The organism is Sorangium sp. So ce1504, assembly GCF_051521635.1.
GTDB lineage: Bacteria > Myxococcota_A > Polyangia > Polyangiales > Polyangiaceae > Sorangium > Sorangium cellulosum_B.
In genome coordinates this window covers 13,193,747-13,215,558 of sequence record NZ_CP150365.1, presented here as the reverse complement: position 1 = coordinate 13,215,558, position 21,812 = coordinate 13,193,747, and the positions used below count along the sequence as shown (strand labels likewise).

Below are 21,812 nucleotides of genomic sequence, written 5' to 3'. Positions count from 1 at the left end.
CCGGAGAGGGGGGTCTCCGCGCGGGGTGGGGGCCCCGCCGAACTCGCCTGAGCCATCTCTCCTCCGGCTTCGCCGGAGGAGAGATGGCTCAGGCTCAAACATCGGCCCATCCCCCACCCCGCGCGGAGACCCCCCTCTCCGGGCGCCTACCGCTCACTTGACTGATCCACCAGTCAGACATCGGCCCATCCGCCACCCCGCGCGCGGAGAACTCCCTCTCCGGGCGCCTGCCGTGGGCGGTGGGGCCTTGGACGAGCGCGGACGACGCGGCGTTAAGGCGGCTCAGGCAGGTAGCAGAGGTCCATCCACGGCCGTCTCCGACCCGATGGGAGATCGCTGGCGAAGAGCTGGATCTGCTCGCGGTCGTCCGAGCGGAGCAGGATGCCGTAATTCTCCGTCTTGCCGCGAAGCCAATCCAGGACGAGCCCAGTCACGTCGAACGAGAGGACGTTACCATCCTTTACAATGGTCTTCGCGTTGCCGGTGACCGCGATCGGGGTGGGATCAAACCCACCCTTTGCGAAGGAAGTCCAGGACTCGCCCTCGTCCCAGTCCCTCACCACGCGGTGCACGGAGATCGCTCCCGGCCCGCTCGTGCTCGCGACCCGAAGCCCGACGCGAGCCGTGAGGAGCATCGCCCGCCGGGGAAAGACCGAGGAGATCTCGAAGCGGAGCAGGGCGCGGCGAGTCGCGTCGGTACCACGCGGCGTGCCCACGAGGAGATCGACCCGCTCGCCGAAGCGCTGATCGGGCTGGTCGCTCGCGATGTACGTATCGCGGACCTGGCCGGGGGTAACGCCGCCGCGCATGATCAGGCGGCTCTCGAGCGTGGATTTCTCGCCAGCGAGCACCTTCTCCAGGAACTCGTTGAGGACGCCAGCAAAGGCCACGCGCGCGAGCGCACCCGAGGCGTCGCAAAAATCGGATCTGGCGACGAATGAGCTCACGCCCGCGACGACCTCGACGCCATTCTGCAGGATCAGCGCTGGACCGCCGCTGTCGCCGTAGCACACGCCGCCTTGTGCGTTCGCTTGATCGACCACGATCGTGAGCGGCTCGACCTCGCTGACGCGCGCTTCGACCCTCCGGCGAATGGAGTTCTGCGCCGGGGTGCCGCCGTACCCCACGACGGTCACGGCGCTTCCGACCGTGACATCGTCCGGCGCCGACGCAACCGGGATCGGCGTGACATTGAGATCGCCCGCGCCTCTGGCAGTCACGACACAGACATCATAGTCGTTGTTGAACACGTTGTAACATGGGTGAAGCCTGGCCGAATCAACATCGACATCAAGCATCGTCGACGGTTCCAAGAAGTCGGGGCCGACCAGAACCTTCTTGGGAGGGGACGGCAAGCAGCAGTGCGCGGCGGTGAGCACGTAGACCTTGTCGCCATCGGCGCTCCGGCGAACGATGGTGCCGCTGCAGCCTCCGTCGAGGGACACCACCGCCGTGTGCGTGTTGTCCGCCCGGGCGTCGGCGCCGACGATCGCCGACCGCTCCTCCCCGCTCTCCTCGCGCGAGCCGTTCTCGGTCGGTTGCGCGCAGGCCGCCGGCAAGAGCGCGGAGATGACCAGCCGGGCCACCGTGAGCGTTCTCATGATTTGACCTCCCCCAGACCACCAGACGCTCGGCCGGCGCGCGCGACGCCATCACGCGTTCTCGACCGCTCCCGATGTTCATCCGTCCGAGAGGAATCTTGCTGGCGGTCCAGGCGCTGTCAATCGATCGTGCAGCGCTCCCGCGCTCGCGCTGCACCCCGCACCCAGCCCAAACGGCGGTCCCGATCAGCTTGAAAAGCTCATTTCCACCCATCTCGCGAAGAACGAGACGACGCGCATTCTCCAGAGATCGCCCATTTCGCATCGCGAGCGCACGGATTGAGTCGGCACCACGCATAACGTGCCTGTCGGATCGCAGCGCGCGTCGTTCTCGTGCGCGACCGCGAGCGGGACGCGCCTGGCGGGTCGCGGGCTACCGGGGCCTCGGGCCCGTGCCGAGGATGTAGCGAATCCAGATCGGGAGCGCGGTGTGAAAGTCCGGCGAGAAGGAGTGCTGTTGCTGCTCCGCGTAGGGCTTGTGGAAGACCTCGGCGCCGAGCGCGCGCAGCCGCGTGGCGTCGCGCTCGGCGAGCCGGACGTTGCCCGGCGACTCGCCGGCGCCGACCACCACGACACAGCGGCGCTGGGCGAGCTCGGGCGAGCGCGGCACGCCGCCGAGCGAGAGCTCGGTGACGGACCCGGGAGACATGACGACGGCACCGGCGTAGTTGCGCGGATCCCGGGCCGCTATCTCGGCGGCCATCTGGCCGCCCTGCGAGAAGCCGATCAGGATCACCTGGCCGGGGGCAACGGTCACCCGGTCGCGCACCTCGGCGAGCGCCTCGTCGAGCCGCGCGCGGTCGCGCGCGGGCGACTCGGACCATACGAACTTGCGTGGTCCGCGCGGCAGGGTGCCGCTCACCGAGACGAAGGCGACCGAGAGCGCGTCGGCGGCGCGCTGGACGCTCTCGTCCATGAAATCCTCCGGCTGCGACCCCAGGCCGTGCATGCCCATCACGACCGGGATCGGCTTGCCGGTGCGATAGCCCTTCGGGAGCACCAGGAGCGTCTTCTTGATCCCGGACTGCCCCCAGTAGCGCCCGGCCCGCGCCAGGTAGGGATAGACCGTCGCCCATCGCGCATCGCTGCGCAGCGCCTCCAGGTCGGAGTCCCGGGCTGCCCAGTCCGGGTCGACGCCCTCCTCGACCGCAGCGCGCTCCAGCCAGTGGAAGGAGGCGTCGATCTGCCCGGTGCGGGCGTAATAACACGCCAGGTCGTATCTCCCGTCCACCCCGCCAGCCACGGCCCAGTGCTGGATCTGCGCCGCGGCCTGGTGATCGCCGTGCGCGGCAGCCCTCCGCGCTTCCATGAAGAGCCGCGCGGGCTCGCTCTTGCGGAGATCGTGGCCATCGCGCTGCGCGGGCGGCTCGGGCGGAGCCGGGAGCGCGAGGGGGCGCTCGGGGAGCGCGCGCTGGGGAGGCTCGGGCGGCGGCGGCTCGAAGGAGCGAAGCATGGCCTCGATGTCCGGGCGCACCTTGGCCATCGCCTCCGCGGGGACGATGCCGGCCAGGTGATAGCCGATCTGGTCCTGGACGAAGACGCCCGTCATCAGCTCGACGCGGTGCGCGTCCTTCTGATCGCGCGCGTGGACGACCACCCCGCCGGCGGCGCGGCCAGGGAACGGCTCGCGGCGAGTCTCGTCCAGACCGGGCATCCCATCCCGCATCCTCTGCACGAAGGTGTTCGCGACGTCATCCGCGGTGAGCGCCTCGTTGGCGACGGGAAGCACCTTCACCGAGAGCGAGGCGGACGTAGGCTCGTGAAGGAACGCGATATCCACGCTCCCGTCCTGCGCGGACGGCCCCCGCTCGAGGTGAATCCTCTTCCATGCAGGGCTCGCCGGCGTGATGCGGTAGCGCGCGGCGATGCCCTCGACGGCCGCGCCCGGGCGCGCTCCGGGTTCGACGGCGCCGCTGTGCGCGGTCGGGCTGGGCGGCGAGCCCTCGGGGCCGCCCGCAGGCCGCGCGGTCCACCAGGACGTCAGGCCGACGGCTCCCGCGACGACGAGGGCGATCAGCGCGATCCTGGCATTCCCTGGGCGCGGCAGCGCTACGGGCGGCACGCCAGAGCGTTCACGGGACGAGCTCTTTGTGCGGGGCGGGGCCAACGTGACCCCATGCTACGCCCACCGCGGCGCGCAGCGCGCGAGATTCAAGCGAGCGGCGTGGCCGCCGCGCGCAAAGGCGCAAGGTCGCAAAGGCGCAAGGAGAAGACTCTCTTTTGCCTACGCCGCCCGCACCCAGCCGCGCGACGTCTCCTCGAAATGCTCGGTGCTCGCGACCCCGAAGAGGCCGCCTCCCGGCTGCCAGAAATACCGCTCGATATGGATCTTCTTCCCATCGACGCGGATCACATTGAAGGCGTTCTGCTCGCCCCGGCCACGCGTGGAGGTCGCGGTCCCGGCCTGGACGATCAGCGAGGAGTGGCCGCCGACCTCGAAGCGCTCCGCGGAGTGCCCCGTGTGGCTGAGGTGCAGGTGCCCCGACAAGATGACGTCGACGCCGCAGCCCGCGAGCGCCGCCATCGCCTGCCTCGCGCGCCCGACGATCGCATGCGGCGAGTTCTCCGGCAGATCGAACGGGTGGTGCGTGACCACGATCTTCGTGATCTCGGGCCCGAGCTCGCACATCCTCGCCTTGATCCCCTCGACCTGCCGCGCGTTGATGCGCCCCTCCTTGATGGTCAGCGAGCGCGCGGTGTTGATGCCCAGGATGGCGATCTCCGCGTCGAGGTGGAACGGCGAGAGGTCGTCCGTGATGTGGCTCCGGTACCTGTCGAGCGGGCGGAAGAACCGGTCGAACAGGTTGTAGAGCGGGACATCGTGGTTGCCAGGCACCACGATCTGCGGCGAGGGCAGCGCGTCGAGGAAGGCGCGCGCCTCGGCGAACTCGGTGTCGCGCGCCCGCTGGGTCAGATCGCCGGAGATCACGACCACGTGCGGCTCGAGCCCCCCTATCCTGTCGATCAGCGGGCGGAGGATGGCCTTGTCGACGCGGCCGAAGTGCAGATCCGACAGGTGCACGAGCGTGCGCACGGCGCCTCATCCCCCCAGCGCCGCGACCGGGCGAGGCGGGTCCTCCTGCCGCCGCGAGCCCGCGCGGAGCTCGGACGACAGCGGCACGATGACGCGCAGCGCTGCAGGCCGCACGCGATAGCAGAGCGGCGGCGTCATCCTGAGGACCTCGCCGTCCGCGGCCACATGGAGGCGCCGGTGGGGCGCCTCCACCCGGAGCTCCGTCGTTCGTAGGATACTGAAATCGTTCGATTGATGAATGCGCCCGACGGCCGCGCTGGCGATGAGCTTGATCGTGGAGAGGCGGCTCTCCGCGTGCGCCACGCACACACCGAGCTCACCCGAGCACGGCGGGCGCTGGCGGCCGATGTCCACGTCGCCAAGCTTGAAATCGTTGTTCGCGACGAACACGAACGGCGTCTCCAGCTCGACCTCCTGCCCATCCAGGACGAGCCGGAGACGGACGCTCTCGTGCCGCCGGATCCCGGAGATGGTCGACAGCGCCAGGGCCATCCACTTGTTGAGCCCACGCCGCTTCCGGAGCGCCTCGCGGGCGCGCACGATGCCCGGGTAGATGCCCAGCGTCGAGTTGTTCACGAAGACCCGGCCGTTGACCTCGCCGACATCGACCCGGACGCGCCGCCCCTCGACGAGCGTGCGCACGGCCCCCTCGAGGGACAGCGGAACGCCGAGGTGCTTGGCGAAATGGTTCACCGTGCCGAGCGGAAGGACACCCATCGTCTTGTCCGTGCCGGCGATCGCGGCAGCGACGGTGTTCACCGTCCCGTCGCCGCCGCCGGCCACGACGAGGTCGCAAGGCCCCCGCGCCACACGGCGGGCGAGCTCCCCGAGCTGCTGCCCCTTCTCGGCGCACAGCACCTCCGCCGTGAGGCCGCTCTCTTTCAGGAGCTCCCCGAGCCGCGCGCGCTGCGCCGCCGCGCGGTTCGACCGGGAGGAGCAGTTCAGGAGGATCGCCATGGATCGATGTTTCACCGTCGCGCTCCCGGCATGGGGCAAGGGCCCATGCCCACCCGACAGCGAGAAAGCAGATCGCGCGCCACCGCCCCGCGGCGAGCGGCCGCGACGCTCCGGCTCCGTCAGGCGGCGCGGAGCGTGGCGGATTGCCACGCTCGCCTCGCGCCGCGCGCGCCGCGCCACAGCCGGCGCTCCTCAGCGCATGCCGAGCCCGCCGTCCGTCTCCATCCGAGGCCAGGTGAAGAAGAACGTGGCGCCGGCGCCCTGCTCGGACTCGACCCACACACGCCCCCCCTTGCTGAGCACGATCTTCTGGACGATCGCGAGCCCGATGCCCGTCCCCTCGATGTTGTCGCGCGCGTGCAGGGTCTGGAAGATCTCCCATACCTTCCCGTGGTATCGCGGGTCGATCCCGGGTCCGTTGTCCTTCACCGAGAACTCCCAGAGATCGCCCAGCGCCCGCCCCCGCACATCGACGCGCGCGTCGGGGCGTTCGGCATACTTCAGCGCATTGCCGATCAGGTTCAGGAACACCTGCTCCAGCGGGATCCGCTCGGCGAGGAGCGTCGGCATGCCCGTCGCGACCTCGATCGACGCGCCCGCAGGGACGGTGAGCAGGGCGACGACGTCCTCGAGGAGCTTCTGGACGTCCACGATCTCGGGCTTGTCGCGGAGGCGTCCAGCGCGCGAGTAGCGCAGGATCCCGTCGATGAGCGCCTCCAGCCGGACCACGCGCGAGCGGAGGAGCTCCATGTACTGGCGCGTCTCCGGCGTCGCCTTGTCCACGAGATCGTCCTCGATCCACTGCGAGAGGTTCGCGATGGCGCGGAGCGGCGCCTTCAGGTCGTGGCTCGCCACGTAGGCGAAGCGGTCGAGCTCGTTGTTGCTCCGCTCGAGCGCCTGGATGAGCTGCTGCGCCTTCCGGAACAGATGCGCGTTATCCATCGCGATGGCGGCCTGAGCCGCGAGGCCGACCACCAGCTTCTCCGCCCGCTCGGTGAAGACACCCCGCTCGGAGTGCCCGAAGAACAGCCCGCCGATGACATGCCCCGAACGGGAGACCACCGGCACGGCAAGGTAGCTGACGACAGGCAAGTGGCCCTTCGGCATCCCGTGGTAAGGGGCGTTGTTCCCGTAGCGCGGGTCCTTCGTGACATCGTCGAGCCGCACCACGCCCTCTCCGTTGAAGGTCGGCGCGAACACGGCCGTGTTGCGCGGCATCGGGAACCCGGAGAAGTGCTCTCGGGGCACGCCAGAGATGGTGTAGAGCATGTAGCTCTTCCCCTCGGCGTTCGTGACATTGTAAAAGAACGCGCCGAACTGGGCGCCGCTCAGGCGGGTGGCCGCGTCGGTCACCGCCTGCACGAGCTTCTCCAGATCCAGCTCGGCGGCGAGCTGCTTGCCGGCGCGATTGAGCAGCTCGAGCGTCTCCCCTTCTTCCTGGAGCCTGTCCTCCGTCTGCTTGCGCTCGGTGATGTCGAGGACGATCGTCCCCACACCCATGACGGGCCCGCCATTCGCCCGTACAGGAGCGTAATTGACCAGCCAGGAGCGCGGTCGCTCCGACGCCCGCGTCGTCCCCGTCACCTCGGCGGTGAACGCCTCGCCCGTCTCAAGGACGCGCCGGAGATTGGCGACGATCACGTCGCTCATCTCCGGGAGCAGCTCGGGGATCGTCCTGCCGAGGTGCGCCTCGAGGGGGATCCCGTTGATGTCCGCCAGCGCCTGGTTGAGCCGCACCACGCGGAGATCGCGGTCGATCACCGCCAGCCCCGCGGTCGTGGCCTGGAAGAAGGCGTCGACCAGCGCGCGGTCCGCGGGGGAGTCGTGCAGCGCGAGGCGCTCCTGATCGAGCCGCGCAGCCCCCGCCTCGCCGCGCTGCAGGGGCGCCGCAGCGGGCTCTGCCGCCGCGGGCGAGGCCGCTTCGGAGAGCTCCGCCGTTTCTTGACGCGAATCCGTGTTCTGCATGGACCTCGTGGACACAGGCTGTCCCCACGACCTTAGCGCTCGAGTGCAAACGCGACATCCGCCGTCTGTCGCCGTCTGTCGCCGTCTGTCGCCGTCTGATACCAGGCCGTTCCCCGGCGCCAGCGCTGCGATGCGGGCTCAGCAGCCAACCACGGCCGGTCGCCGCGTCCGACCGCATCCCCCTGCGCGCCGGCGACCGCCGGCTACCCGCCAGCGACGACTGGCCGGGCGAGACGGAAGCCCACGGCGCTGAAGCGATCTTCCGGGCGCGCGGCGAAGCGACCTGCCGCGCGGCACACCGCGGGGGGCCCGGAGCTCCACGCGCCCCCGCGGATCGAGCGGAGCCCCGGAGCCGCCGCGTCCGCTGGCTGGAGGCGCGCGATGCGGTCGACCACCGTGGGGCCGTCGGGCATCCACAGCTCGGCGCACCAGTCGCGGATGTTGCCCGCGAGGCCCCGGGCGCCGTGGGGGCCCTCGTCCGTCGGATGGTCGTCCACCGGCGCCGGGCTCGCGGGGCCGGGGCGGCCGCCCACCATGCAAGCCCACGTCGGCTCGGGCTCGTCCCCCCAGGGGAAGAAGCGCCCGTCGACGCCGCGCGCGGCCTTCTCGCGCTCGAGCTCGCCGACGAGGCGCCACGGCGCGCCGGTGCGCGCCTCCAGCCAGGACGCGTAGGCGACGGCGCTGCGCCAGTCCACCGAGGCGACCGGGTGCCGCGCCTGCTCCGCGCGCGCCTGCGGGCCGAGCACGAAGCGCCCGTCCCCGTCGCGCGCGAACAGCGGGATGTCCACGTTGCCGGCGATCGCGCGGGCCGCGCGCGGGCACGCCGCCGCGGCCTCCGCCTCGCGCCCGCCCGCGAGCAGATCGTTCAGGAAGGCGAGGTACTCGGCCTGCGTCACCGGGTGCCGCCGCACCACGAAGCCGTCGACCCAGATCCGGCACGCCGGCAAGCCGTCGCCGGCCTGCGGGTCTCCGCCGGCCGAGAAGAAGCCCGCCGGCACGTAGACGTCCTCTTCGCCGAGCGCCTCCGAGGGCAGGAGGGGCACGACGAACGGCTCCGCGCCGCCCGGACGCACGCCGTCCCAGTGCTCGCCGCGGCCGATCTTCACGGGGTACGACGCCTCGCAGTACCCGGGCGCGCGGATCGAGAGCAGGTAGCTGCCGCGCGCGAGCGGGACCTCGCAGAGCGGCGTGTGACCGAGGAGGCCCTGGGGCTCGGCGCGAAGCCGGCGCCCCTGCTCGACATAGCGGAGCAGCCAGACCTGCGCCCCCTCGGGGTCGGTCCGCAGCGAGAGGGCCCCGGTGCCGCGGAGCAAGACCGCGTGCCGCTCACGCGCGTGCGCCCTGAGGAACGCCTCGGCGCGCGCCGCGGCCTCGGCGTCGCGGGCCTCCTCGGCGGCCCGCAGATCGGCCAGGTGGGCATCGGCGAGCGCCGCGTGCGCTTCGTCGAAGTCCGGGGCCTCGTTGAGCGCGGCGCGGAGCTTCTGGTGCCAGGTCGCCTCGTCCAGGGCGGCGGCGCGGTCGAGCGCGCGCGCCTCGTCCTCGAGCGCCCACCCCTGCGCCTTCTCGGCGGCGGGCGCGAACGAGTCGAGGCGCCCGAGCACCGCCTTCGCCTCGGCCCGGAGGGCCCGGGCGCGCGCGCGCAGGCCCTCGATCTGCGGCGCCAGCGCGCGCGACTCCTCGACCAGGGCGCGCGCCCGCTCGCGGCGGCGGGCGCCGTCGAGGAAGCCGCGGATCTCCGCGGCGAGCACCTCGGCGCTCGCGTAACGCGAAGGCGGCTCGCGCGCCATCGCCCGCTCGCAGATCGCGATGAGATCCCGAGGGATCTGGTCAGGGCACCGGACGGCGAGCCGCTCGGGCGACCGCTGGACCACCTGCGCCAGGACGGCCAGCGCCGTCCCCCGGAACGGGGGCTCGCCGCAGAGTAGCTCGTACAGGACGGCCCCGAGGGCGTACACGTCGCTGGGGGGCCCGAGCTGCTCGGCCTCGCCGCGCGCCTGCTCCGGGGGCATGTAGACCGGCGTCCCCAGGACCAGGCCCACGTGCGTGTGGTGGCCGCTGTCCGGGAGCGCGTCCGCCAGCGCGCCGCGCGCGGTCGCGCGGGCGATGCCCCAGTCCATCACGAGGACCTCGCCGAACTCGCCGATCATGACGTTGTCCGGCTTGAGATCGCGGTGGAGGACGCCCTGGCCGTGCGCGTACGCGACGGCCTCGCAGACGCGGACGAAGACGTCGAGCACGCGGCGCAGCGCCTCGGGCGAGGGGCCCGCCTCGCCCGAGGCGTGGAGCGCGCGGATCAGCGCGCTCAGCGTGCGGCCGCGGACCTCCTTCATCGTGAACCAGAGCTGGCCGTTCGGGAGCATCCCGCAGTCGTGGACGGGGACGATCCCTGGGTGCTGAAGGCACGCCGTGAGGCGCGCCTCGTCGAGGAAGCGCGCCCGGCCGTCCGCGTCGTCTTGCCCCTCGATGCGCAGCAGCTTCATGGCGAGCACGCGGCCCATCACGCGATCGCGCACGCGCCGCACCTCGCCCATGCCCCCGCGGCCGATGAGCCCGAGATCCTCGTAACGGTCCCAGGGCCACGCCGCGACCGGCGCGTGGACCGCCGGAGGCGCGGCGCTCGGGCGGCGCTCGGCCGCCGCCGATGCGTCCCCGGTCAGCCCGGGCGCGCCCCCGGCCGCCGCCGGCGCCTCCCCGCTGGGCCCCGGCGCGCTTCTCGGCGCCGCCGGCGCGTCCCGGACCACGGTCGCCGGCAGCTCTTCCGTGAGGCTGCGCGCGGCGTGCTCGGCGAGCGCCCGCTGGATCTCCGCGCATGCCGAGGGAGACAGGTGCAGCTCACCCGCCAGCTTCCTGAGGAGTGCCGCGGGATCGCTCATGGGGGCCTTGCCTTCGACGCCGTTGATGTGGTCGGCGGCAGCATCTTACGCTGCATCCATGGCGGTCTTGAAGCATGAAGCCCACGGCGTTCGCGTGACGCTCCCGGCGCGCGCGCGGGTCGGCCGAGCGCGCGACTGCGCCGTGCGCCTCCGGGACCGCTGCGCCTCCGGCGAGCACGCCGTCCTGTTCTGGGACGGGGCTCGCTGGTGGATCCGCGACCTCGGCAGCACGAACGGCACGCACGTCAGCGGCCGGCGGCTCACGTCCGCCGAGCGGGTCGCGCTCGACGCGGGGACGGAGCTCGTGTTCGGCGGCGACGCCGAGCGCTGGACCGTGGAGGAGGCCGGCGCGCCCGTCACGAGCGCGCGGGCCGAGCTCACCGGCGAGGTGCGCCCGGCGGAGGAGGGCCTGCTCGCGCTGCCGGACGCCGCCGACCCCCGGGTGACGCTCTTCGAGGATCAGCACGGCGTCTGGCAGATCGAGATCGACGGGAGCACGCGCCCGGCCGTGGATCAGGAGCGCATCGAGGCCGGCGGCGCCTGGGTCCTGCGCGTCCCGCCGCAGGCGCTCGACGCCGTCGTGCCGACGACCGCGTCGAGCGCGGCGAGCCCCAAGCTCCTCGGCCTCACCGTCCTGCGCTTCGAGGTGAGCCACGACGAGGAGCACATCACCGTCGCCCTGGTGCAGGGGGAAAAGGTCATCCAGCTCGCCGCGCGCGCCCACCACGAGCTGCTCCTCATGCTGGCGCGCTCCCGGCTGCGCGACCGGGAGACCGGGCTGCCCCCGGCCGAGCGCGGGTGGCGCTACGTCGATGACCTGCTCGGCAAGCTGCGGCTCGACCTCCATCACCTCAACGTCAACGTCTTCCGCGCCCGCCAGCAGCTCGCGCGCGCGGGCGTGCTCGACGCCGGCTCGCTCGTCGAGCGCCGGACGACGTCGCGGCAGATCCGGCTCGGCACCGAGGCGGTCGAGGTGGTCCGGTACTGAACATCGGGCCGCGGCCGGAGCGCGCCGGCCCTCGCGCGTGACCGCCTGTCATCGACGCCGCGGCCGGGAGGATCCAGGTTTCCTTTCGTCGACGCCGGGTGAGGCCGCGCGGGTCGCGCGTCGTGAACACACACGCGCGACCGCGCCGCCGCCGGAGCGCGGGCTGGGCAGGGCCTGCGCGCTGCGATCGATGCTGTCGTGATCGTCATCCCAGGAGAGAGCGCAACCATGAGCAACGATGCAGACTCAACGTTCGGTGCGCCCGCCGCCGGCGCTTCCATCTCGACGCGCAGCCCGGCGAAGGCCAAACCGGGCTCCGGTGTGACCGACCAGATCCCGCCGGACGTGAGGCTCAGGATCTTTTCGAACGCGGATCTCGTCCGGATCGTGGCCCTCGGGAGCAACGGTGTTTCCAATGGCCAGCTCACCTTCCAGGCGCAGACGGAGTACTGGCGGTGGGCGAACACGCTCACCTTCTCGAACACATTGACCTTCACGTCCGAGGTGATCCCGAGCTTCACGGCGCCGGCGCTCGACGCGTTCCTGGACGTCGTGAGCCCGAGCAACCAGTTCACGGCCCCCCGGAACCCGACCCAGGGCGACTGGACGCAGGGGACGCGCTCCGTCCCGGGGACCCGGACCGGGTACCTTTACCGGTTGCCGAGCCCCGACGACAGCCAGGTGAAGATGGGAGTCCTGTTCGAGAAGGACAACCAGACATCGGCCCTGATGGCGGCCGCCTGGTACGTGAATACGCAGGCGCCGAGCAACGGCCTTGCGTTCAACAAGAAGATCTTCACGCGCACGCTGACCCGGGTGAGCGGGACGCACCCGAACGCCATCGAGGTGGGCACCTGGTATTATCTCCTGATGGGCACGCCCTGACCTGGCGCAGGGGCGAGAGGCGGCGCGGCGGGGTCGCCTCCGGGCCCTCTCGAACGCGCGCGCCGCCTCAGAGGAACGGGGTAGAGCGCCGCTCCGGCTCGCGAAGGGGGATATGCAGCTCGCGCTGGGGGATCGGGACGACGATCCCCTCGGCGTCGAGCCGCTCCTTGAAGTGGCGCGTGAGCTCGAGCCGCGCCGGGAAGAAGTCGGCGGGGAGGGTCCAGGCGCGGACGAGCAGGTTGACCTTCTCGTCCGCGAGCTCGACAACGTCGACCGACGGCGCCGGCTCCGGCAGCACGCGCGGCTCGTTCGAGAGGACGTCCCGCAGCGTGGCGATGGCGTGAGCGATGTCGGCGGTGGCGCTCACGCCGATCGTGAGGTCCATGCGCCGGCGCTGCGCCCGGGTGAAGTTCTGGATCTTGGCGGACCGGACCTTGGAGTTCGGCAGCGTGATCGGGACGCCATCGAAGCTCGTCAGCTTGGTCTGGAACACGTCGATGGCGTCGACGACGCCGGAGGTCCCGTCGACCTCGATCGCGTCGCCGACATCGAACGGACGGAGCACGAGCAAGACCAGCCCGGCGGCCACGTCCGACAGCGTGTCCTTGAGGGCGAGGCCGACGGTCAGACCCGCGGCGCCGAGCACGGCAAACAGGCTCTTCGTGTCCACGCCGAAGCGCTCGAGCACGGCCATGGCGGTGACCGTCAAGATGGTGAGTCGGCTTACGCTGGCCAGCAGGGGGATGAGGGTCGCGTCGACCTGCGTCCATTTCTTGCCGAGCGACCGCACGCTCCGCGCGGCCCAGGCCGCGGCCGTCCACCCGACGACCGCGATGAACAGCGCGCTCGAGACGCCGGGCCCGTGGCTCTCCAGGAGCTCGATAGGCGTGCCCCACGTCGGAATCCCCTGCTCCACTGCGCATCCTCCTCGGCTTCGACGCAGCGCGCGACGCCGCGCGCGGCCCAGCGCCGGGGTGTCTCCGCGCGCGGCCGGCGGGAGTCAACCCGCGAACGTGACGAGGCGGCGGAGCCGCTGCGCCGCGAGCTCCATGCCGTTCACGAGGCCCCGGAGGAGGTGGGCGGCGACGTCGTCCTTCGCCGCCCGCGTCGCGCGCATCGGGCGCGCCGCGAACCACGCGAGCTCGTCGGCGACCGCCTCGACCAGAGGCCTGCGCATCGACAGCCAGCGCGCGCACCACGCGGCGAGGGGCGTGTCGCCCTCCACGGTCGCGACGTACTGGAGCAGCTCGACGAGGTCGACGCCGTGCCGCATCCCGAGGAGCGTGCCGCGGTAGGACCTCTCGGTGCTGAGCAGGTGATCGGCGAGGTGATCGCGCAAGGCCGAGAAGGCCTCTCCCACCATGCTGCCGCCCGCGCTGATGGGCAGCCCGCGCTCGCGGAGGAGCGGGCGGACCTCCGAAAGCGCGGCCTCCGCGTGGGTCGAGACCGCCCGCATGGCGTGCGCCGGCGGCACATCGCCGAGGCGCTCCGCCTCGATCCGCGGGTGGATCATCGCCGAGCGCTCCGTCTGAAACAGCTCCCGGACAAGGGTCGTGAGGAACGCGCGCCCTCTCCGGCTCTCTACCTGCGGCCCGGACTCGTCGCCCAGCAGGCCGCCCTCGCCATTCGTCGCTCCGTTGCTCTGAAGTTCCTGCATGGTCGCCCCCTCTCCTCTTCTTGCCGGGGCGTCAGGACCCGCTCGCGGCGCGCCGCGCTCCGGTCCTCGCCCCCGAGGTCGTCTTGCGCGAGGCCCCGCGCCGCGCTCCGGTCTTCGCCCCCGAGGTCGTCTTGCGTGAGGCCCCCGCACCGCCGCGGCGGGCCGTGCCCTGCGCGGCGCGGGAGCGGCCGCTCGTCGACGTGGCCGAGGAGCTGCGCGAGCGAGCGCTGGACGCGGCCCTCTTCTTCGCCCTCGCCGGCGCCTTCTTCGCGGCCGTGGTCCGTCCGGCGCTCGCCGCGGCGTTCCGCTTGCGGGTCGCGGCCGCCTTCTTCGCCGCCGCGCTCCTCGCGGCGGCCGGCCGCGCCTTGGACGCGGCGCCTCCCTTGCGGCCCCCCTTCTTCGCCGGCTCCTTGTTCACTGGCTTGCCCACCCCCGATCCCGACTTCTTCCCCCCGCCGGTCATCTTGTTGACGGTCGCCCAGGCCCGCCGCTCGGCCTCTTCCTCGGAGACCCCGCGCTTCTCGTACCCCTCTTCGATGTGCTCGGCCTGCCGCTTCTGCTTGGTCGTGTAGCTGGATTTGTCGCCTCTAGGCATGGTGCCCTCCTTGCGCCCGCTCCACCTCGCGGGTCGGCAGCTTCGTCGGAAACGCCGGCTCGCCCCGTCGTGAGAGCGTGAGAATCGCGAGATCGTGCGAACGTGGGAACGTGCGGAAACATGCGGGGAAGACAGACCGTGCGTGTGGCCCGGGTCCATCGAGCCGCGATGTCCGTTGCGTCGGTTGCGTCGGTTGCATCGACTGCGCCTGTTTCGATGGACGAGCAACGGCTGTGCCGTCGGAGAGCGCGGCGCCAGCCGCTGGCGGCGCGTCCGGGCCGGGCGCCCCGTCACACGCGGTTTCCCCGCTCCGCGGGCGGCCGGGTGATGAGGGCTCGTAGCGTGGCAATCGGCCCCGGATGTCGAGGAACGCCTCGGTCGTACCGCGCGAGGAGCGCGGCGCGCCGGAGGCTCAGAGGGACTCGAGGTAGGCGACCAGATCGTCCAGCTGCGCGGGGGCCAGGCCGGAGATATCGCCGTGATCGTCGCCTCCGCACAGCGGATCGAAGCGATCGTGGAGCGTCGCCGCGCAGCCGTCGTGCATGAACGGGGCGCGCCCGGAGATGCCGAGGAGCGAGGGCACCTGCAACCGCTCGCCCTTGCCCACGTCCTCGTTCCGGTTGTTGGTGAGCATCGGGCCACCATGGCACTCCGCGCAGCCCACCTGCTTGTCATGGAAGAGCACCTCGCCCCGCGCCACGGCGGCGTCGTCCTCGGGCGGCGACGCCGGGAAGGCGGGCAGGCTGTCGATGTAACGGGCCATCAGGTCGAGCCGCCGGGCGCCGGGCTGCTGGCCGCCCATGCGGGAGACGAACACCTCCCCCATCAGGCCCTCGAGATCCTGCAGATCCCCGCTCCAGTGGAGGGGCGCCGTCTTCAGGATGCCGCCGCCCAGCGCCTGCGTCCGCCGCAGGCCCACCGGATCGAAGTCCCACGTCCGCCCGTCCTCGTGCCCTTCGGGGTGGCACGACGCGCACGCCACGGCGCTCACGCCGTTCGGCGGGCGGTGGAACATCTCGTGGCCGGTGTCTTTCACGCTCGCTCCCGGAAGCGCGATGATGCGCCGGCCGACCAACTCCAGGGCTGCCGGCTCCCGCAGCTGCACGACGATCCCGCCCTGGCCGTCGAAGGCCACGGCGACCGGCTGCCCGCTCAGCGCGTTCGCGGTGACCTCCGGGCTGCAGCTGGCCGTCTCGGCGTCGCGCTCCAGATTGTCGACGGTCGCGCTCACGACGGTGCGTCTGCCGGCCGCCACGATGGCCATCCGCGCGCCGTCGGGCGCGACCGCGATGTCGACAGGCAGCGAGACATTCGGGATCGCGGCCGCGGGCAGCGAGGGGATCGATGTGTCAGGAACGTCCGCCGGGTCGATCCTGCTGACCGCGGCGTGCACGATGTTCCCGTCGCAGTCGGCAGACTGGTAATAGCCGCCCGGGCTGAGGGTGACCTTCGACGACATCGCGCGCTGGTGCACCATCAGCGCACCTCCGCCGGCGAGCGGCGCCATGCGCCAGGCCACGGACGGCGCATACTCCGAGTTGGCGAACCCGTTCGAGTAGAAGACGGGGAGCGTGCGGCGCGAGAGCACCGCGCCGTCGGGGCCCACGACCAGCGTCTCCGCGGACCTGAAGCGGCTGACCAGGAGCCGGTCGCCCTCGACCACGACGTCGCGCAGGTCGGGGGCGAGGCGGAGCTTCCGGACGGCGGGGCCGCCGGAGGCCGGGAGCGTCACGAGCTCGCCGCCGGCGCAGGCGACGTGGAGGGCGTCGCGCGAGGCGTCGTAGGCGACCCCGCGCGGCGCGCGGCAGACGTCTCTGCGTGCGATGACCGACCGCGCCTCGACATCGAGGGTCACCACCGCGCCGGCGCGCCGGAGCGCCACGTGAACCCGGCCGCTCGCGTCCTCGACGAGGCGCCCGGGCTCGTCGCCGCGCTCCAGCAGGACCGCCGTCGGCTCGCCGCCCTCGAGATCGACGATCCAGACGCGATCGCGGTCGGCGTCCGCCGCCACCGCCGTGCGACCGTCGCCGGCGACGATCAGCGTTCCGCCGCTGATGGCCGGCGGTGGCACCTCCGTCACCGTGATCTCCTGATCAGGGTCGCCGACAGGGGCCCCGGCCACCGGGGATGGATCCCCTGGGCCGCACGCCGTGAGAGCTGACGAGAAAACGCCCGTGGACAAGAGCCCTGCCACGACAAGAGAACGAGAAAGGCGCAGACGCATGGGTTCCTCCGTTCGCCGCGCGCGCGAGCTTAGCAAGGAGGATTCCAGGCAGATGTCGAGATTTGGACGGCGGCGATCCCCGCGGGCGGCGCGCCGTCCGGAGGTGGGAGCGGGAACGCGTGTTCTCGTGCGAGGCGCGAAGGGCGTCGCGCGCCGCGCACGCCGGGGCGGGCGCTCGACCCTGGGGTCGCGACGGCGCCACGGAGGGCGCCGAGCAGCCGGCTGGATGGAGGCCCGAGCTCGCGAGGCCCGAGCCCGGGAGGAAGGCTGTCAGCGATAGGCGCCGTATCCCAGCTCGTGCTCGATCTTGACCAGCTTGTTGTACAGGCCGATCACGAGCAGAGATGGCGCCCACTGGCCGATGAAGTTCGCGATCTGCTTCTTGCCGGCCAGCATGAAGCCGGCCGAGACCGCCATCGAGCCGATCGCCAACCCGAGATAAGCGCCGGACGGAATCCTGCCGGTCCTCTCCTCGATCTTCGTCGTGATCTTGCCCTCTTCCTTCTGGACCATCTGCTTCTGCATCATTGGCTCGGTGGTGGTCATCGTGGCTCTCCTTCCGCAGCGCCTGGCCGGCGCTGCCCTGGCCGGCGCTGCCGCGGCCGGCGGGAGCCGGTGCGACGACCGGGCCAGAAAAGAGGGCGTCCGGACGAGAACAAACCGCGCAGCGCTCTCTTCTGCCGCCGACGCTGCGGCGCGCTGTACCCTCCAGTCGACCCCCGCCGGAGCGAAGCGCAGGGGGCAGCGACAGCGACGATGGCAGGGCTCGATCGCGCCCGACGCTCACTGCCACGTCGATGCACACGCCGGCTGGTAGGCCGCTCGATCGCCGGCCTCCGGCGCCGGGCCTGCCCGGGCGCCCGCGCCGCTCAGATCCGCGCCGTCACCGCGCGCAGGATCTGCCGCTGGGCCGCCGCGAACACGAGGAGCACAGGCAGGCTCAGGATCACGTTGCCGGCCATCACGAGGTGCCAGCGGACCCCTGTCCCCTGCTCCCGGAGGAGGGCGATCGCGAGCGGCAGCGTGCGCACCTGGTCGTCGGTCGTCATGACGAGCGGCCAGAAGTAATCGTTGTAGTGAAAGACGAAGCTGAACAGGAACAGCGCCGAGAGCGTCGGCCGCAGCATCGGGCCGAGGATCAGGTAGACGATCCTGAGCTCGCCAGCCCCATCCATCCTCGCCGCCTCGATGATCTCGTCAGGGACCGAGAGCAGCGCCTGGCGCACGAGGAACGTGCCGAGCGCGCTCACCCCGAAGGGCAGGATCAGCGCCCCGAACGTGTTCACGAGGCCGACCGAGCCGAGCATCGTGAAGACCGGAACGAACGTCACCTGCGCCGGGATGAGGAGGCACGAGAGCACCAGGACGAACGCGGCGCTCCGCCCCACGAACCTCAGCTTCGCGAGCGCATAACCGGCCGGGAGCGCGAGGGCGATCTGCAAGAGCGCGATGGCCGTCGCCATGAGCACGGTGTTGACGAAATACCGCATCACCGGCACCGCCTGGAGCACCTCGCGGTACGCGCCGAGCTGGAGAGCCTGCGGCAAGGGGTAAGCCGGAGCGCGGGTGATCTCGGGCAGCGTCTTCAGCGAGGTGATCGTCATCCACGCATACGGCCCGAGCCACACGATGGCCACCACGACGAGCACGGCGTCCGAGACGAGGCGGCGCGAGCGCGAGTTGAAGAGCCCCGCGCCGGCGCCGCCGCTCTGCCCCGCCGTCACGACGGCCGCCTCGCCTGGCGCGGCGCGCCCGCGCGGAGCGCCCAGAGCTGCAGGACCGTCAACAGGAGCAAAAAGACGAAGAAGATCACGATCATGGCGCTGGCCCGGCCGACCCGCAGGTTCACGAAGACGTGCTCGTAGATCGCGTAGACGAAGAGGGTCGTCGCTTTGACCGGCCCTCCCTGCGTCATCACGCGGATCACGTCGAACGCTTGAAAGGAGAGGATGAGGCTCGTCGTCGCCACGAAGGCGGCGCTCGGACGGAGCAGCGGCCATGTCACGTGGCGGAACCGCCGCCACGGGCCGGCGCCGTCGAGCGCGGCCGCCTCGTGGAGCGCGCGGGGGATGTCCTGGAGGCCGGCCAGGAAGATGACCATGGCATAGCCGGTGATCTTCCAGACGCTCACCGCGGCCAGCGCGAGCAGCGCCGAGCGGGGATCGCCGAGCCAGCTCATCGTCGGCAGGCCGAGCCAGCGGAGCGCGACGGTGAAGAGCCCCTCGGCGTCGAGGATCCACATCCAGAGGAGCGCCACCGCGACCCACGACACGACATAGGCGCTGAACACCGCGCCCCGCACGAAGGCATAGACCGGCCCAGGGCGATCGAGCGCCACCGCCAGCGCGAGCCCCAGGGCGCCGGAGAGCGCCACCACGACGGCGCTGTAGCCGAGCGTGCGGAGCAGCGTGCCGGCGAGCTCGCCGCTCTCGACGAGGACCTCGTAGTTCCGGAGCCCGACGTACCGCGGAGGCGTGAGCAGGTCCCACGCAAAGAAGCTGTTCTTGGCCGCGAGCAGGAGCGGGACCAGGAAGAACACCGCCAGGAAGGCCGCCGTGGGCAGGAGGAGCAGGTAGGGCGAGAGGGGGTGTTTGGGCTTCATCGCTCGCGCGCCGCGCGGACGGCCTCGGAGAGGGTCTCGGCGGCGTCGCGCGGGGCGAGCACCGCCTCTTCGAGCCGGGGCTGCACCGCCTCGCGCTGGACGCGGAACAGGTCCGGAGACCAGGGCCAGGGCGCGGCGTGCGCGAGCTGGTCCACGGCGACGCGGTCGTTCGGGTGCGCGGCGTAGTAGCCGCCCTGCCTGAGCACCTCGAGGCCGCGACGCGAGACGGGGATGTAGCCCGTCCGCGTCGCGAACGAGTTCGCCTGCTCCGGCTGCATCATCCAGCGCAGGAACGCGAACGCCGCCTCCTGCGCCGCCGGCGCGGCGCCCCGCGGCATCACGAACATCGTCCCGCCCGTGGGCACCGAGGCGCGCACGTCGCGCGGCAGCGGGGCGGCGCCGACCTCGAACCTCCCCGCGCCCGCCTGGCTCGCGTTGTCCTCCAGGTACCGAAGGAACGCGGTCGACGTCCAGATCATCGCGACCCGGCCTGCCAGGAAGTCGGTGTTCGTCACCTGCCACGCGTTGTAATCGCGCCCAGGCGGCGGCTTCATCGTGCGGTCCTCGTGCACGAGGGTCTGCCAGAACCGGAGGGCGCGCACGCCCGCCTCCCCGCCGAGCGTGGGCGTGCCGTCCGGGGCCACGACGTCGCCGCCCGCTTGCCCGACGAGCGCGGCCCAGAACCACCAGTCGACCGGGCACTCGAAGCCCCACCGCCGCGTGCTCTCGCCGTCGCGCACGACGAGCCGCGCGGCCGTCGCGCGGAGCTCCTCCCAGGTCGTCGGCGGCGACAGCCCGAGCTCGCGAAACACATCCCGGTTGTAGTAGGCGATCGGCGTCGATCGGTTGAACGGCAGGCACACGAGCGGGCGCTCGCCGCCGCCCACGAACGTCCCCGACTGGCCGAGGGCCTCGACCACATCGAGGTCGCCGCCCGGCGCGTCGGCGAGGAACCGATCGAGCGGCTCGAGCACGTCCGCCTCGGCCAGGTAGGGCACCACCTCGCCGACCACGTGCGTCAGGGCGGGCGCCGCGCCCGCCGCGAGCGCGGTCCGCAGCTTGGCGAGCGCCTCGAAGTAGTCGCCCTGGTACACGGCGTCGATGCGGTAGCGGCCCTGCTCGCGGTGGAACTGGTCGACGAGCGACAGGAGCACCTCGCGGTTCTTGCCGCCGTACGCGAACCACAGCGAGGCCTCGGCGCGCGCGTCGACGACGCGCGCGCGCCGCGCGCAGCCGATGGATCCCGCCGCGGCCGCGGCGAGCGACGCGGCGAGCGCCCGGAGCGCGTCGCGCCGCGAGCGCACGGCGCGGCCTTCCCCGTTCATGACGCCGCCCGCGGCGGGGCGATCCGCGCGCCGGAGCCCGCGTCGAACCAGAGCACGTCGCGCGGATCGAGCCGCGCGCGCACCGCCTCGCCCGGCGCGGGCGTCGCGAAGCCGTGCGCCCGCGCCCGCAGCCGCGTCCCGCCCGCGTCGAGGTACAGGAACGTCTCGGCGCCGAGCGGCTCGGCCACGACGACGCGCGCCTCGACCTCCACCTCGCCCTGCGCCCCCGCGTCGCCGTGCGATCCGCGCCCCGGCGCGACGCGCAGGTGCTCGGGCCGCACGCCGGCGATGGCCCGGTCGGGGAGCGCCACCCCCGGCGGAGCGGGCAGCGAGAGCGCCGCGCCCTCGTAGCGCTCGCCGGAGCGCTCGAGCGGGAGGAGGTTGATCGCCGGCGTGCCCAGGAACCCGGCCACGAAGGTGTTCGCCGGCGCCTCGTAGATGGCGCGCGGCGGGCCGACCTGCTGGAGCTCGCCGGCGCGGAGCACGGCGATGCGGTCGCCCATGGTCATGGCCTCGACCTGATCGTGGGTCACGTAGACCGACGTCGTGCCGAGGCGGCGCACGAGCGCCGCGAGCTCGACGCGGAGCTCGGCGCGCAGCGCGGCGTCGAGGTTCGAGAGCGGCTCGTCGAAGAGGAACGCCGCGGGGGCGCGCACGATCGCGCGCCCCATGGCGACGCGCTGGCGCTCGCCTCCGGAGAGCTCGCCGGGGCGCCGCTCTAACAAGTGGCCGATGGCGAGCAGCGCCGCCGCCTCCTCGACGCGGCGCGCCCGCTCCTCCCGCGCGACCCCGCGCATCCTGAGCGGGAAGCCCATGATGTCGCGCGCGGTCATGTGCGGGTAGAGCGCGTAGCCCTGGAAGACCATGGCCACGTCGCGGTCCTCCGGCGCGACGCGGCTCACGTCGCGCCCGCCGATCGAGACCGTGCCGCCGTCGGGGCTGTCGAGGCCCGCGATCAGCCGGAGCGCCGTCGATTTGCCGCAGCCCGAGGGGCCGACGAGGACGAGCAGCTCGCCGTCGTCGACGTCGAGATCCAGGCCGGCGAGCGCGGGGCGCTCGGCGCTCGGGAACCTTCGGGTCAGGCCTCGGAGCGAGAGGGTGGCCAT

The 21,812-nt window shown here is 72.3% G+C and carries 17 protein-coding genes and 1 pseudogene; 3 read left to right on the top strand and 15 right to left on the bottom strand.

The window, feature by feature from the left end; translation table 11 throughout:
* Positions 1-272 precede the first annotated feature (272 nt).
* Positions 273-1,445 carry a DNRLRE domain-containing protein gene (locus WMF39_RS49895; RefSeq protein WP_437748135.1) on the bottom strand — a complete coding sequence of 391 codons (1,173 nt, stop codon included), beginning with the start codon at positions 1,443-1,445 and terminating at the stop codon, positions 273-275.
* Between WMF39_RS49895 and WMF39_RS49890 the strand changes: the two genes are divergently transcribed.
* Positions 1,414-1,608, top strand: coding sequence for a hypothetical protein (locus tag WMF39_RS49890; RefSeq protein ID WP_437748158.1), 195 nt, complete (start codon positions 1,414-1,416; stop codon positions 1,606-1,608). The genes WMF39_RS49895 and WMF39_RS49890 overlap by 32 nt on opposite strands.
* A gap of 366 nt (positions 1,609-1,974) precedes the next feature.
* On the opposite strand, the gene WMF39_RS49885 is transcribed toward WMF39_RS49890, so the two are convergent.
* The 5 genes from WMF39_RS49885 to WMF39_RS49865 form a co-directional block, all read right to left on the bottom strand.
* Positions 1,975-3,663, bottom strand: coding sequence for an alpha/beta hydrolase (locus WMF39_RS49885; RefSeq protein ID WP_437743467.1), 1,689 nt, complete (start codon positions 3,661-3,663; stop codon positions 1,975-1,977).
* A gap of 162 nt (positions 3,664-3,825) precedes the next feature.
* Positions 3,826-4,635: a metallophosphoesterase family protein gene (locus tag WMF39_RS49880; protein WP_437743466.1), complete on the bottom strand. Its 810-nt coding sequence runs from the start codon at positions 4,633-4,635 to the stop codon at positions 3,826-3,828.
* 6 nt (positions 4,636-4,641) lie between these two features.
* The gene (locus tag WMF39_RS49875; protein ID WP_437743465.1) at positions 4,642-5,607 is read right to left on the bottom strand and encodes a diacylglycerol/lipid kinase family protein; all 966 of its coding nucleotides are present in this window, start codon (positions 5,605-5,607) and stop codon (positions 4,642-4,644) included.
* Positions 5,608-5,784: 177 nt separating this feature from the next.
* The gene (locus tag WMF39_RS49870) at positions 5,785-7,557 is read right to left on the bottom strand and encodes a sensor histidine kinase (RefSeq protein WP_437743464.1); all 1,773 of its coding nucleotides are present in this window, start codon (positions 7,555-7,557) and stop codon (positions 5,785-5,787) included.
* Positions 7,558-7,760: 203 nt separating this feature from the next.
* On the bottom strand, positions 7,761-10,430 hold the full coding sequence (locus tag WMF39_RS49865) for a protein kinase domain-containing protein (RefSeq protein WP_437743463.1): 2,670 nt from the start codon (positions 10,428-10,430) through the stop codon (positions 7,761-7,763).
* Positions 10,431-10,488: 58 nt separating this feature from the next.
* Here WMF39_RS49865 and WMF39_RS49860 point away from each other — a divergent pair, with 58 nt between their 5' ends.
* Together WMF39_RS49860 and WMF39_RS49855 are read left to right on the top strand one after the other, a co-directional pair.
* Complete coding sequence (locus WMF39_RS49860) at positions 10,489-11,418, top strand: FHA domain-containing protein (protein WP_437743462.1); 930 nt, start codon at positions 10,489-10,491, stop codon at positions 11,416-11,418.
* A 228-nt stretch (positions 11,419-11,646) separates the two neighbouring features.
* Entirely contained in the window at positions 11,647-12,303 is a 657-nt protein-coding gene (locus WMF39_RS49855; protein WP_437743461.1) for a hypothetical protein, read from the top strand.
* A 67-nt stretch (positions 12,304-12,370) separates the two neighbouring features.
* On the opposite strand, the gene WMF39_RS49850 is transcribed toward WMF39_RS49855, so the two are convergent.
* The 9 genes and pseudogenes from WMF39_RS49850 to WMF39_RS49810 form a co-directional block, all read right to left on the bottom strand.
* A complete protein-coding gene (locus WMF39_RS49850; RefSeq protein WP_437743460.1) occupies positions 12,371-13,219 on the bottom strand; it encodes a mechanosensitive ion channel family protein in 849 nt (282 codons plus the stop codon).
* Between the two features lie 84 nt (positions 13,220-13,303).
* Positions 13,304-13,960, bottom strand: coding sequence for a hypothetical protein (locus WMF39_RS49845; protein ID WP_437743459.1), 657 nt, complete (start codon positions 13,958-13,960; stop codon positions 13,304-13,306).
* A gap of 292 nt (positions 13,961-14,252) precedes the next feature.
* Positions 14,253-14,555 (bottom strand): annotated as a pseudogene (locus tag WMF39_RS49840) (hypothetical protein); the annotation flags it as partial.
* A gap of 412 nt (positions 14,556-14,967) precedes the next feature.
* Complete coding sequence (locus WMF39_RS49835) at positions 14,968-16,635, bottom strand: cytochrome-c peroxidase (RefSeq protein ID WP_437743458.1); 1,668 nt, start codon at positions 16,633-16,635, stop codon at positions 14,968-14,970.
* Between the two features lie 414 nt (positions 16,636-17,049).
* Positions 17,050-17,325: a hypothetical protein gene (locus WMF39_RS49830; RefSeq protein ID WP_437743457.1), complete on the bottom strand. Its 276-nt coding sequence runs from the start codon at positions 17,323-17,325 to the stop codon at positions 17,050-17,052.
* A 323-nt stretch (positions 17,326-17,648) separates the two neighbouring features.
* Positions 17,649-18,503: a carbohydrate ABC transporter permease gene (locus WMF39_RS49825; protein ID WP_437743456.1), complete on the bottom strand. Its 855-nt coding sequence runs from the start codon at positions 18,501-18,503 to the stop codon at positions 17,649-17,651.
* Complete coding sequence (locus WMF39_RS49820; RefSeq protein WP_437743455.1) at positions 18,500-19,381, bottom strand: carbohydrate ABC transporter permease; 882 nt, start codon at positions 19,379-19,381, stop codon at positions 18,500-18,502. Before WMF39_RS49820 ends, WMF39_RS49825 begins: the two co-directional genes overlap by 4 nt.
* Entirely contained in the window at positions 19,378-20,706 is a 1,329-nt protein-coding gene (locus tag WMF39_RS49815) for an ABC transporter substrate-binding protein (protein WP_437743454.1), read from the bottom strand. The genes WMF39_RS49820 and WMF39_RS49815 overlap by 4 nt, the downstream gene beginning before the upstream one ends.
* On the bottom strand, positions 20,703-21,812 hold the full coding sequence (locus WMF39_RS49810) for an ABC transporter ATP-binding protein (protein ID WP_437743453.1): 1,110 nt from the start codon (positions 21,810-21,812) through the stop codon (positions 20,703-20,705). Before WMF39_RS49810 ends, WMF39_RS49815 begins: the two co-directional genes overlap by 4 nt.